Origin of the sequence: Pseudomonas serbica, assembly GCF_028823535.1 — a bacterium.
Lineage (GTDB): Bacteria > Pseudomonadota > Gammaproteobacteria > Pseudomonadales > Pseudomonadaceae > Aquipseudomonas > Aquipseudomonas serbica.
In genome coordinates this window covers 187,209-200,440 of sequence record NZ_JAQIYM010000003.1, presented here as the reverse complement: position 1 = coordinate 200,440, position 13,232 = coordinate 187,209, and the positions used below count along the sequence as shown (strand labels likewise).

Sequence of the window (13,232 nt, the reverse complement as noted above, 5' to 3'; positions counted from 1 at the left end):
ATTCAGCTTCAGGATCAGATTGATGAAAGTCGCCATCATTTCCGGCTCGGTGTACGGCACGGCTGAAGAGGTTGCCCGCCACGCCGCCAATATTTTGAACAAAGCCGGTTTCGAAACCCTCCACAACCCCCGTGCAAGCCTCGCCGATCTTCAGGCTTTTGGTCCCGAAGCCTTGCTGGCGGTGACGTCGACCACCGGCATGGGCGAGTTGCCTGACAACCTGCAACCCCTGTACTCGATGATTCGCGACCAGCTGCCCAGCGCCTGGCGAGGTCTGCCAGGGGCGGTGATCGGCCTGGGCGATGCGAGTTATGGCGATACCTTTTGCGGCGGTGGCGAGCTGATGCGTGAATTGTTCGGTGAGTTGGGCATTCGCGAAGTCCTGCCGATGCTGCGCCTGGATGCCAGTGAAAGCGTGACCCCTGAAACGGACGCCGAGCCTTGGCTGGAGGAACTGGTCAACGCTCTGCGGGGCTGATCGACCACGCGGGAGCAACGGGTAGCGGGCCAGTCATGGCGGGCGGCGCTACCCGGCCATGGATCCAAAACTCATCGAGTCACTGACTCGCTCGGCCATCAAGCTGGCTGCCAATGCAACTACGCGAACCTCGGAGGGTGACTAGACTCGGTAGTCATTGGAAACACTCCATAATAAAAACCGAGGTTCCTTGTCGTGAGCGTAGCCCCCGTCCAATCCACCTCCTACGTCAAAGACCAGGTCAGCGCTGCCGAATGGCAGACCCGCGTCGACCTCGCTGCCTGCTACCGCCTGGTCGCCCAGCATGGCTGGGATGATCTGATTTTTACGCACATTTCCGCCAAGGTGCCGGGCACCGAAGACTTCCTGATCAACCCCTATGGGCTGATGTTCCACGAAATTACCGCGTCGAGCCTGGTCAAGGTCGATCAGGCCGGCAACAAGCTGATGGACAGCCCCTACGAGATCAACCCGGCGGGATACACCATCCATAGCGCGGTGCATGAGGTTCGCCACGATGTCGTATGCGTGCTGCACACCCATACGGCTTCGGGTGTGGCGGTGTCGGCGCAGCGACAAGGCATCCTGCCGATCAGTCAGCAGTCGCTGTTTGTCCTGTCGAGCCTTGCGTATCACGCCTACGAAGGCGTTGCGCTCAACCACGAGGAAAAGGCGCGGTTGCAAGCCGACCTTGGGGAAAACAACTTCCTGATGCTGCACAACCACGGTCTGCTGACCTGCGGCAGCACCATCGCCGACACCTTCCTGGCGATGTTTATCTTCCAGCGTGCCTGCGACATTCAGGTCATGGCGCAGAACGGCGGGGCGGAACTGATCGCCATCGAACCGCAGATTCTCGCCGGTGCCAAGGCGATGATCGCCGGTGTCACCAAAAGTGCTCAAGGAATGGGCGGAGCGCTGGCCTGGCCGGCGCTGCTGCGCAAGCTCGATAAACTGGACCCGGGATATAAACTCTAATGCAACTTGCCGAGATTCCCCTGAGCGTCTGGCGAAAGCGCAGCCAGACTTTCCTGTTTCGTGGTCAGGCCATCCGTTACTGGACAGCGGGGCAGGGTGAGCCATTACTGCTCATCCATGGCTTCCCCAGCGCCAGTTGGGACTGGCATTACCTCTGGCAACCCCTGGCCCAGCGTTATCGGGTGATTGCCTGTGACATGCTCGGTTTCGGCGACTCGGCCAAACCGGTCAATCACGATTACAGCCTGCTTGAGCAAGCTGACCTGCAACAGGCGCTGCTGGCTCACCTGGGCGTCGAGCAACCGTTGCACCTGTTAGCCCATGACTACGGCGACAGCGTGGCCCAGGAACTGCTGGCCCGACATTACGAAGCACGCATCGACCTCGCCAGTTGCGTGTTCCTCAACGGCGGGCTTTTTCCCGAAACCCATCGCCCGGTGCTGATGCAAAAACTCCTGCTCAGCCCGCTGGGGTGGATGATTGGCCGTGCTTTCAGTCGTGATGGCCTGGTGAAGAGTTTCCGCCAGATCTTTGGCCCCCAGACCCGTCCCAGCGAGAGCCAGATGGATGATTTCTGGAGCCTTGTCGAAAGCAATCACGGGCCACGGGTCATGCATAAATTGATTGCCTACATCCCCGAGCGGCGAACCCAGCGCGAGCGTTGGGTCGGCGCGATGCAGCGCGGTGAAGTGCCGCTGCGGGTAATCGATGGCGAGGTCGATCCGATCTCCGGTGCGCACATGGTTGCGCGCTACCGTGAGCTGGTACCCAACCCGGACACGATCCTGCTGAGCGACATCGGTCATTACCCGCAGATCGAGGCGCCGTGCCAGGTGCTCAAACACTACCTGGCGTTTCGCGACCGGTTGATCTCGACGCCGCTCAAGGTGGCTTGCTCCTAGGAGTCCTGTGGAACCGACCCTCGCGACCAACCCGATCCACTGTGGGATGGCTTGCCAGCGAAGAGGCCCGAAAGAGCAGCGCTACATTCAAGGCCGCCTTCGCTGGCGAGCCAGCTCCTACAAGATTTGTGCTCATCATCCCCCTGCCTTATCGCACACCATTCAGCCTCCCCCGTATTCATTGTGACCCGCAGTCACGTGCCTGACACTCCAATCCAATGTCCCTGGCCTGCTGGAGTTCCCCATGAATGAGTCTGTGCGTTTCGAAGATAAAGTCGTGATCATCACCGGTGCGGGTGGCGGCCTGGGACGGGCGCACGCACTGCTGTTCGCCAAACAGGGGGCCAAGGTGCTGGTCAATGACCTCGGCGGCTCGACCCAGGGCGAAGGTGCCAACGCTTCGGCGGCAGACCGCGTGGTCAACGAAATTCGCGAAGCGGGCGGCACTGCCGTGGCCAACCACGACTCGGTCACCGACGGCGACAAAATCATCCAGCACGCCCTCGACGCCTTCGGCCGCGTCGACGTGGTGGTCAACAACGCCGGCATCCTGCGCGACAAGACCTTTCACAAAATGGAAGATGGCGACTGGGACCTCGTCTACCGCGTCCACGTCGAAGGCGCCTACAAAGTGACCCGCGCCGCCTGGCCGCACATGCGCGAACAAAACTATGGCCGGGTGATCTTCACCGCGTCCACCTCAGGCATCTACGGCAACTTCGGCCAGTCCAACTACGGCATGGCCAAGCTCGGTCTCTACGGCCTGACCCGCACCCTGGCCATCGAAGGCCGCAAGAACAACATCCTGGTCAACGCCATCGCCCCCACCGGCGGCACTCGCATGACCGAAGGCCTGATCCCGCCGCAAGTGTTCGAACAACTCAAACCGGAACTGGTCAGCCCGTTGGTGGTGTACCTGGCCAGCGAAAACTGCCAGGAAACCTCCGGGCTGTTCGAAGTGGGCGGCGGCTGGATGGGCAAGGTGCGCTGGGAACGCAGCCTCGGCGCCGGGTTCGATCCGCGGGTCGGCTTTTCCCCGGAAGACGTCGCGGCGCACTGGCAGCAGATTTGCGACTTCGAGGGCGCGGCGCATCCGAAGGACAACATCGAGGCGTTGAAGGAGATGATGGGGAATTTGCAGAAGTATTCGATGTAACGCGGCAGGCAAGGTCATATCGAATGACCTTGCCTGCTGTTCTCATCGGTTATCGAGGAAAGTACCTGGATACCAGCGCTGCCAGGTTTGCCGCTGTTTGCGCATCCATCACCCCGTCGTAACGCTCTTGGCGAAAATGCATCTGAAATGCCCGCACCAGTTGTTTAAAACCTTCTTCGGTCGAAGCGCCGGAGATGTCATACCCGTATTTCCTGAACAGCGTTAACAACTCGCTGCGGGCCGGAATGGCGCAGGCGTTGTATTGCTGTAGATAGTCGTCTCGAGTGGCCTCGTCGAACCAGGCACCGACACCTTTGAGATAAAGTGCATGCCAGGGAAATTCAGGCCCTGGGTCGCTTTTTCGTCCAACCGTAATATCCGAGTGCCCCAGTACCTGGGTCGGGGTGATGTCCGGGTAGCGCTTGAGGATGTTCAGTGCCAGTTCTTCAACGGCGGCGATCTGTTCGGGATGGTAGGGTGGAAAGGTAAATTCGCCGTTGTCATCCGTCGCAAGATTGACGACCTCCACACCGATGGACGTGTCATTCAGATTGCCGCGATTGCCCCACTGGCTGACACCCGCATGCCAGGCCCGATGGGATTCATCCACCAGGTTGAAGACTTCCTGTTCGGTAAAACCTTCGTTCAGGTAACTGGGATCTGTAATGTCCGGAACCAGATAGTGTGCGCTGGCGTACGGTCCCGTCAGAATATTTACCGAGTTGGCGAAATCGACCGCCGTGTAGTGAAAGACAAGAAAGCGAATCCGGCTGTTGAAACTTTTGGTCGAGCGGTATTTGTCGTAGCTGATGGACTTCATGAATGCACTCGCAATGAATTAACGGGAGGTCAACGGATAATGGGGCGTGACTGGTTCTGATCTGCGAGATAGCGTAATTGCCGGAGTGCTTCTGGTGATTACCAAAGCCTTTAGGGAATTTCTGAAAAACAGGTGAGTTTTTACGTGGAAAGTTGATAAGTGTTTCTATCGGCCTGAAATAGAATCAAGATGTATATAGTTAGAGAAAGTGTCTTGTTGAGCGCTTGTTAAACTATAAGTGGATTAGACAGCCCCGCTTGAACTACCGCCCATAAAAAAGGCCGCTGCAAACGCAGCGGCCAAAGAAGACGTTGGATCCAGGAGCTACAAATCAACGTCGATGTACACGGGGTGATGACTCGATACGTTCAAATCATCTGAAATCTGTCGCGAGCCGCGAGGGCAGGGCACCTTGCGTCGCTTTGTGCTTGCGGCTGTTTTCCCGAAAGCGCAGGGCAAGAATAAGTCTTTGCCGGCCAAGGAAAAATAGCGATCGCGAAGATGCACCGTTACGGTGGGTGCAACAGTCCTGCCTGCCAGCAGCGTAGACCATGTTTCTGGTTGATGCCGCCCCATCCAGTGTGTCTATGCCCCGCGTTGTTCCCCGTTCCAGGCAGGCATTCATCCTTTGGAGCGACACCACGAATACCTCCTTTGTGCGCTTATCGCTCCCGGCGTGCGGCAGTAGGGTGTGGCCTTCTGTCACTCACCGGGGAAGACGCATGACAAGAACAACAATGCGCGCCATCTTCACACCGCAGGCGCTGGCCGTTGCGGTGGCCTTGGGGTGCTGTGCCCAGGCGCAGGCTCTGTCATTCAACATTGGCGAAATCGAGGGCACGTTCGACTCTTCACTGTCGGTCGGGGCGAGCTGGGGCATGCGCGATGCCGATGATTCGCTGGTCGGCATCGTCAACGGCGGCAGCGGGCAGGCGTCGACCGGTGATGACGGGCGGCAGAATTTCGGCAAGGGTGAAACGTTCTCGAAGATCTTCAAGGGCATTCACGACCTTGAGCTCAAGTACGGCGACACCGGCGTGTTCGTCCGTGGCAAGTACTGGTACGACTTCGAATTGAAGGACGAAGACCGGCCGTTCAAGCCGATCAGCGATCACAATCGCAAAGAGGGTTCCAAGTCGTCCGGTGGGCAGATCCTCGATGCCTTCGTCTATCACAACTACTCCATCGCCGATCTGCCGGGCACGGTGCGCGCTGGCAAGCAGGTGGTCAGCTGGGGTGAAAGCACCTTCATCGGCAACTCGATCAACAGCATCAACCCGGTCGACGTATCCGCCTTCCGCCGTCCCGGCGCGGAGATCAAGGAGGGCCTGATTCCGGTCAACATGCTGTTCGCCTCCCAAGGCCTGACGGACAAGTTGACGGTGGAAGGCTTCTATCAACTGGAGTGGGACCAGACCGTCGTCGATAACTGCGGCACCTTCTTCGGCGCCGACGTGGTGGCCGATGGTTGCGACAAGGGCTACACCGTGGCCAGCCCGGCCATTGCGCCCTTGCAGCCGATTGCCGCGGCATTTGGCCAAGGCTTTGAAGTCACCCGCGAAGGCGTGGTCGTGCCCCGTGGCGGCGACCGTGATGCCCGCGATTCGGGACAGTGGGGCACGGCGTTGCGCTGGTTGGGAGACGACACCGAATACGGTCTGTACTTCATGAACTATCACAGTCGCACGCCGAATGTCGGAACGACGACGGCCGGATTGTCGACGCTGGCGAGCCTTCCACGAATCGTCGCCACGGCCAATGCCATCGCCCCCGGCAGCGGTTCGGGACTGGCGCAAAGCGTGATGCTCGGTCGCGGCCAGTATTACCTTGAATACCCGGAAGACATTCGCCTGTATGGCGCGAGTTTCTCCACCACCTTGCCCACTGGCACGGCGTGGACAGGCGAGATCAGCTATCGCCCCAACCTGCCCGTGCAGGTCAACAGCACCGACCTGACCCTGGCGATGCTCAATCCGATCGCCGGTGGTGCGGCGTCGCCGATCGCGACCTCACCCGGTGCCGACAACAAAGGCTACCGGCGCAAGGAAGTGACCCAGATCCAGAGCACCCTCACGCACTTCGTCGATCAGGTCGCGGGCGCGGATCGCCTGACCCTGGTGGGGGAAGCAGCCGTGGTTCGGGTCGGTGGCCTGGAGTCGCGCAGCAAGTTGCGCTATGGCCGCGACTCGGTGTACGGCCAATACGGTTTCGGCGGCGATACCGATGGTTTCGTCACGTCGACCTCCTGGGGTTACCGCGCCCGCGCCATCCTCGATTACAACAACGTCATCGCCGGGATCAATTTCCGCCCCAACCTGTCGTGGTCCCACGATGTCGCCGGCTACGGCCCAAACGGGTTGTTCAATGAAGGTGCCAAGGCCGTCAGCCTCGGCGTGGACGCGGACTACCGCAACACCTACACCGCAAGCCTCAGTTACACCGACTTCTTCGGCGGTGACTACAACGTGCTCGAAGATCGCGATTTCGTCGCGTTGAGCTTTGGCGTGAACTTCTGACCTGGCTGAAAAAGGATGAATTCGATGCGCAAGATGATTCTGCAATTGGGCTCCGCCCTGGCCCTGAGTCTGCTGGCCGTCAACGTGATGGCGGCGGTATCGGCGGAAGAAGCGAACAAGCTCGGTACCAGCCTCACCCCGCTGGGCGCCGAGAAGGCCGGTAATGCCGCCGGAACGATTCCGGCGTGGACCGGCGGCCTCTCAAAAAATGCGGGCGCAGTGGACAGCAAGGGCTTCCTTGCCGACCCGTTCGCCAATGAAAAACCCTTGTTCATCATCACCGCGGCGACCGTGGAGCAGCACAAGGACAAGCTGTCCGATGGCCAGGTCGCGATGTTCAAACGCTACCCCGACACCTACAAAATCCCGGTTTATCCGAGCCATCGCACAGCGGCGTTGCCGCCCGAGGTCAACGAGGCGGCCAAGCGCAGCGCGCTGAATGTGATACCGACCAACGACGGCAACGGCCTGGCCAATTTCACTGGCAATCGTTACTACGCCTTTCCGATTCCGAAGAACGGGGTCGAGGTGATCTGGAACCACATCACCCGTTATCACGGCGGCAACCTGCGTCGCACCATCACCCAGGCAACGCCCCAGTCCAATGGCGATTTCACGGTCATTCGGTTCAAGGACGAAGTGGCGGTGCCGTCACTGCTGGGTGACCTGAAGCCAGGCAGCGATGAAAACGTCCTCAATTATTTCAAGCAGGAAGTCACCGCGCCGGCTCGCCTGGCGGGCAACGTGCTGCTGGTTCACGAAACCCTCGACCAGGTCCAGGAACCCCGCAAGGCCTGGATCTACAACGCCGGTCAACGCCGTGTCCGCCGTGCCCCCCAAGTGGCCTATGACGGCGTGGGCACCTCTTCCGACGGGTTGCGCACCACGGACAACTTCGACATGTTTTCCGGAGCGCCGGATCGCTATGACTGGAAGCTGATCGGAAAGAAAGAAATGTACATCCCGTACAACAGCTACAAGCTTGACTCGCCCGACCTCAAGTACACGGACGTGATCAAGGCCGGGCACATCAATCAGGACCTGACCCGCTATGAACTGCATCGGGTCTGGGAGGTGGTCGCCACGGTCAAGCCCAATGAGCGGCATGTGTATGCCAAGCGTCACATGTACATCGACGAAGACACCTGGCAGGTGGCCCTGGCCGATCACTATGACGGTCGTGGCCAGCTCTGGCGGGTGGCCGAAGGGCACGCACAGTTCTACTACGATCATCAGGTCCCGGCCTACACGGTCGAAGCACTGTACGACCTGATTGCCGGTCGCTACATCGCCTTGGGAATGAAGAACGAAGAGAAACGCAGCTTCGAATTCAACATCGCTGCCAAAGCAGGGGACTACACGCCTGCGGCGTTGCGGAGTACAGGCGTGAGGTAAATTTCCTACAGGGTTTGCACATAAAGGTGACTTTGCGGTCACCTTTTTTATAGGACTCGATAAGTGTGTTGAATACTTCTTCAATAAGCGCTCAACAGAGGGCTAGGGTGGCGCCACAAAAATAAAAAGGCGCACCACTATGACTGCCATGACGACGTGTCTGGACCGTCCTGGACACCTGCCCCGATTGTCTCCCCATCACTTGTATCGCGCGCGTCTGGTCAAGCCGCTGCTGGACTCGACGGCGCGGGTGAAATTGCTCTGTGCACCGGCCGGCAGTGGCAAGAGTGCGCTGCTCGTCGAGTGCATGCTCAACGCGCCTGCAGCCTCTCAGGTCCGCTGGCTGCCATTGGCGGGTGAGGCGCTCAGCGTGGATGGCTTTTGCCAGCGCCTGGCGCAGACGCTGGGGCTGGCAACGTCGGATGAGTCCGCATTGCTGGAGTACCTGGCTCGACTACCAACAGCGACCTGGCTGTTTATCGATGACTACTGCCGTGTGCCTCACCCGGAACTGGACCTGCTGCTCGACCGGTTGCTGGCCGGCAGCAGCCCGATGGTCACCTGGTGGCTCAGTGGGCGCAGACGTCCGCCGTGCAATTGGCCACGGCTCCTGCTGGGTGATGAGCTGTACGATGCCGAGCCTGCCGCACTGGCGTTCAATCAGGATGAAATCGAAAAACTGTTGCATCACCTGGAACCGGGCCAGGCCGCGAAAGGGGCCGAGAGGATTTTCCGGGACAGTGGTGGCTGGTGCGCCGGGGTGCGGATAGCGCTGCTGCAAAAATGCGACTGGACACGCCACGACACGCCCAGTGGTCGACCGGATACCCTGCACGACTACCTGGAGCATGAGCTCTTTGCCCATCTGACACCGGAACTGGCCGAGGCCTGGCGCGTGCTGGCGCAGTTGCCACGTTTCAACGCCCGGCTCAGCGATCATCTGTTCGGCGCTGGCGAGGGCGCGCAATACTTGAGCGCGTTGCAAGAGCTGGGCTGTTTCATCGAGCCCTGGCAAGATTCGACAGACTGGTGGCAGGTTTTCGCCCCCCTGAGCCGGTTGATGCGCGATGAACAATGGCCGGCAGGACGCTTCTGGCATCGTCGTACTTGTCAGTGGTTCGTCGCCGAACAGGATTGGAAGGCTGCGTTTGAACAGGCCTTGCTGGCGCAGGAGTTCGAGGTCGCCGTCAGTCTGTTGCAGCATTTCGATTTCGAGCAGCTGTTCGAAGAGCAGACCGTGGTATTGCTCCTGCATTTGCACGAGCAACGCGGCGAGGAGCTGCTGTTCGGCTCGCCGCAACTGGTCGGGTTGATCACCGCGGCCTTGTTGTTCGCCGGACGCTTCGAGGAGGCGGGCGAGTGCATTGAACAGTTGTCCCGATTCGCGCCCCAGCCGTCGGCAGTCCTTCAACGGCAATTGATCGCGCGCTGGCAGGCTCAACAAGGCTGGCTCCTGCATTTGCAGGGGCGCATGCACGTGTCGCGGGCACACTTTCTCGAGGCGTTGGGCGAGCTCGACCACGAGTGTTGGCCTGCGCGCTTGATGTGCCTGTCCGGTTTGACCCAACAGGCCTTGCTGCGGGGCGAACTTGACGTCGCGCAGGCGCTCAACCGGGAAGCGTTGTGCCTCGCCCGGGCGCAAGGATCACTGGTATTCGAGGGCTTGCTGGAGCTTGATCACGCGCAGTTGCTCGAGCAACGCGGAGCGTCCGGCCGGGCCGATGACCTGCTCGCCCACATGCACAGCCTGCTCTGTCGGCAGCACTCGAATGCCGAACCCTTGTTGGGACGGATCGCCCTGCGTCGGGGCCGATTGAACTTGAGCCTGGGTCGGGAACAACAGGCGGCCATGCACTTCGAGTCCGGCCTGCAGATTTGCTTGTGTAGCCAGGACAAAAGAGCGCTGTATGGTTTTCTCGGGCTGGCCCAACTGGCGGCCAATCGCCTGGATTACGCCCAGGCTTTCGACCTGTTGCGCGACGCCGAACGGTTGATGCAGCAACGACGGATTCCTGAGTCGGTGTATCGCAGTGTCTTACTGCACACCAGTATCCATTTCTGGCTGCAACAAGGACGACCGCAACTGGCGCACCAGGCCCTGACCCGGGTGTTGCGTCACTACCACGGCCCCTGCGCACGCCAGGCTCCGCCCGCCACGCTGGAACTGATAGACGGCCTGGAGTTACTGCTGGTCTTGGCCGAGGTTTACCTGGGGCAGGCGCAAGTGCCACTGGAACGGCTCGAAGCCCAATTGCAACGGGCCCGTCAGCGGGGCATGTTGGCGCTGCAAGGGCAACTGCATCTGGTCATGGCTGAAGTCGCCTGGCTTGACGGCGATCCGGACGTTGCGAGGCAATCACTGACGCAAGGATTGGCCCTGGTTGAGCGGTGCAACCTGCAACAGGCCCTGCGCGATTTGCAGTTGCGCCAGCCGCAGCTACCTGACGCTATCGGGCTGACCGAGTCGCGCGCTGAACAGAAGGCGCCGGGCGCAGCCCAAAACCAGTTGAGCCAGCGTGAAATACAAGTGCTGCGGTTAGTGGCGCAGGGCAACTCCAATCAACAGATTGCCGATTTGTTGTTCATTTCCTTGCATACGGTCAAGACCCACGCACGACGCATCAACGGCAAATTGGGTGTGGAACGCAGGACGCAAGCCGTGGCCAAGGCGAAAGTGTTGGGCATTGTCATTTGACGTCCGAAGGGGCAGGCACCTTGTCATCCGGCTAACCCATGACAGTGGATGGTTCATAGCCCATCCGCCAGCTGACGGCCCGTGTTGCCGCCAGTAGACGCTGCGCCGCCGGACCGTTTTCGTCGGCATGAAACAACGAGGTCGGGCCGACAATGGTGATTACCGCCGCCACGTGCCCGACGGCGTTGAACACCGGTGCCGACAATGCATCGACGCCAGGCATCAGCAAACCATGCACATGGTGCAGGCCGCGGTCGCGGATCTGCCCGCACAGCGCTTCATAGGCCTGATCATCGCTGAGGGGGTGAGCGCTGGCGGATTGCAGTTCCTGCTCGCGTAACTCCACGGTTTCGCGCTTGGGCAGGTAGGCGCCGAACACCAGCCCGGTGGATGAACTGAGCAGTGGCAATACCGAGCCCAATTGGGTTACCACGGTCACCGCGCGCACCGCCGGTTCGATGTGCACCACGGTCGCGCCCTGGTTACCCCACACCGCCACAAAACAGGTTTCGTTCAGGTCGTCGCGCAACTCGGCCAACGGCAGGGCGGCGACTTTCAGCACGTCCATACTGTTGAGTGCCGCCAACCCGACGCGCAAGGCTTCGCGGCCCAGCCCGTAATGGTTGGTCGCGGCATTCTGTTCGGCAAAGCCACTGGCGATCAGCGCCTGCAAATAGCGGTGGACCTTGCTCGCGGGCATTTGCACGTGCTCGGCCAGGCGTGACAACGAAGTCGAGGGCGACAGCTCGGCCAACGCCTTGAGGATGTCGGTACCCACCTCGGCGGAGCGGACTTTCTGTTTACCGTTGCTTTCAGGCTTTTCCATGGAGGGGATCCCGGGACGAATGGGCGTCTTTATAGCTTGACGGTCAATACCAATCAAATTACGTTATGCGTAATCAGATTACGATAAAAACAACCCCGGCGTGCCATGATCGCTTTCATAGAGTGAAGGGCCATTGCCGACTCCCTGTTCAGGAGGCTCCATGAACTCCGATTCAAACGTCCAGGCGCTGGCCTATCAGTCAGGCTTTGGCAACGAATTCAGCAGTGAAGCATTGCCCGGTGCACTGCCTGTCGGTCAGAACTCCCCGCAGAAAGCACCTTACGGTCTCTACACCGAACTGTTCTCCGGCACCGCCTTCACCATGGCCCGCAGCGAAGCCCGGCGGACCTGGATGTACCGCATCCAGCCCTCGGCCAATCACCCGGCTTTCGTCAAGCTTGATCGGCAACTGGCTGGCGGCCCGCTGGGCGAAGTGACGCCCAATCGCCTGCGCTGGAATGCGCTGGATATGCCCGCCGAGCCGACCGATTTCATCGACGGCCTGGTGAGCATGGCGGCCAACGCCGGCGCGGATAAACCGGCGGGGATCAGCATCTATCAGTACTGCGCCAATCGCTCCATGGAGCGCGTCTTCTTCAACGCCGACGGCGAACTGCTGTTGGTGCCGCAACAGGGCCGCCTGCGCATCGCCACCGAACTGGGCGTGTTGGAAGTGGCGCCGCTGGAAATTGCCGTATTGCCTCGCGGGCTGAAATTCCGCGTCGAACTGCTCGACCCGCAAGCGCGCGGTTACATCGCCGAGAACCATGGCGCGCCAATGCGCCTGCCGGACTTGGGCCCGATTGGCAGCAACGGCCTGGCCAATCCGCGGGATTTCCTGACTCCGGTGGCGGCCTACGAAAATCTGCAACAACCCACGACCCTGGTACAGAAATTCCTCGGCCAGTTGTGGGGCTGCGAGCTCAATCACTCGCCGTTGAACGTGGTCGCCTGGCATGGCAACAACGTGCCGTACAAATATGACCTGCGTCGCTTCAACACTATCGGCACGGTCAGCTTCGACCACCCGGACCCGTCGATCTTCACCGTGCTGACCTCGCCGACCAGCGTGCACGGCCTGGCCAACCTCGACTTCGTGATCTTTCCACCACGCTGGATGGTGGCCGAGAACACCTTCCGTCCGCCGTGGTTCCACCGCAACCTGATGAACGAATTCATGGGCCTGATCCAGGGCGAGTACGATGCCAAGGCCGAAGGTTTCGTGCCTGGCGGCGCGTCGCTGCACAGTTGCATGAGCGCTCACGGGCCAGACGGCGAGACCTGCACCAAAGCGATCAACGCCGAACTCAGACCCGCGAAAATCGACAACACCATGGCTTTCATGTTCGAGACCAGCCAAGTGCTGCGTCCGAGCCGCTTTGCTCTTGAATGCCCGCAATTGCAAGCTGACTACGATGCCTGCTGGGCCACTTTTCCCGCCACTTTCGACCCGACCCGGAGATAAC

10 protein-coding genes are annotated in these 13,232 nt (G+C 60.2%); 8 read left to right on the top strand and 2 right to left on the bottom strand.

Going from position 1 to position 13,232, the window contains the following annotated elements:
• The first annotated feature begins 22 nt into the window (after positions 1 to 22).
• From NQL71_RS05845 to NQL71_RS05830, 4 genes are all read left to right on the top strand, one after another.
• Positions 23 to 478 carry a flavodoxin gene (locus NQL71_RS05845; RefSeq protein WP_077182447.1) on the top strand — a complete coding sequence of 152 codons (456 nt, stop codon included), beginning with the start codon at positions 23 to 25 and terminating at the stop codon, positions 476 to 478.
• 195 nt (positions 479 to 673) lie between these two features.
• Positions 674 to 1,456 carry a class II aldolase/adducin family protein gene (locus NQL71_RS05840; protein ID WP_077182448.1) on the top strand — a complete coding sequence of 261 codons (783 nt, stop codon included), beginning with the start codon at positions 674 to 676 and terminating at the stop codon, positions 1,454 to 1,456.
• Positions 1,456 to 2,358: an alpha/beta fold hydrolase gene (locus tag NQL71_RS05835; RefSeq protein ID WP_046820516.1), complete on the top strand. Its 903-nt coding sequence runs from the start codon at positions 1,456 to 1,458 to the stop codon at positions 2,356 to 2,358. The genes NQL71_RS05840 and NQL71_RS05835 overlap by 1 nt, the downstream gene beginning before the upstream one ends.
• A gap of 244 nt (positions 2,359 to 2,602) precedes the next feature.
• Positions 2,603 to 3,514: an SDR family oxidoreductase gene (locus NQL71_RS05830; protein WP_274642383.1), complete on the top strand. Its 912-nt coding sequence runs from the start codon at positions 2,603 to 2,605 to the stop codon at positions 3,512 to 3,514.
• 49 nt (positions 3,515 to 3,563) lie between these two features.
• Here NQL71_RS05830 and NQL71_RS05825 read toward each other — a convergent pair whose 3' ends face one another.
• Entirely contained in the window at positions 3,564 to 4,334 is a 771-nt protein-coding gene (locus NQL71_RS05825; RefSeq protein ID WP_077182449.1) for an N-acetylmuramoyl-L-alanine amidase, read from the bottom strand.
• 722 nt (positions 4,335 to 5,056) lie between these two features.
• Between NQL71_RS05825 and NQL71_RS05820 the strand changes: the two genes are divergently transcribed.
• The 3 genes from NQL71_RS05820 (at position 5,057) to NQL71_RS05810 (ending at position 10,940) form a co-directional block, all read left to right on the top strand.
• Positions 5,057 to 6,850 carry a DUF1302 domain-containing protein gene (locus NQL71_RS05820; RefSeq protein ID WP_077182450.1) on the top strand — a complete coding sequence of 598 codons (1,794 nt, stop codon included), beginning with the start codon at positions 5,057 to 5,059 and terminating at the stop codon, positions 6,848 to 6,850.
• A gap of 24 nt (positions 6,851 to 6,874) precedes the next feature.
• Entirely contained in the window at positions 6,875 to 8,245 is a 1,371-nt protein-coding gene (locus tag NQL71_RS05815; protein ID WP_046820512.1) for a DUF1329 domain-containing protein, read from the top strand.
• A gap of 139 nt (positions 8,246 to 8,384) precedes the next feature.
• The gene (locus NQL71_RS05810) at positions 8,385 to 10,940 is read left to right on the top strand and encodes a LuxR C-terminal-related transcriptional regulator (protein ID WP_166618415.1); all 2,556 of its coding nucleotides are present in this window, start codon (positions 8,385 to 8,387) and stop codon (positions 10,938 to 10,940) included.
• A gap of 31 nt (positions 10,941 to 10,971) precedes the next feature.
• Here the strand turns inward: NQL71_RS05810 and NQL71_RS05805 are convergent, their stop codons facing one another.
• Positions 10,972 to 11,766, bottom strand: coding sequence for an IclR family transcriptional regulator (locus tag NQL71_RS05805; protein ID WP_046820510.1), 795 nt, complete (start codon positions 11,764 to 11,766; stop codon positions 10,972 to 10,974).
• A 160-nt stretch (positions 11,767 to 11,926) separates the two neighbouring features.
• Between NQL71_RS05805 and hmgA the strand changes: the two genes are divergently transcribed.
• On the top strand, positions 11,927 to 13,231 hold the full coding sequence (gene hmgA, locus NQL71_RS05800; RefSeq protein WP_046820509.1) for a homogentisate 1,2-dioxygenase: 1,305 nt from the start codon (positions 11,927 to 11,929) through the stop codon (positions 13,229 to 13,231).
• Position 13,232 lies beyond the last annotated feature (1 nt).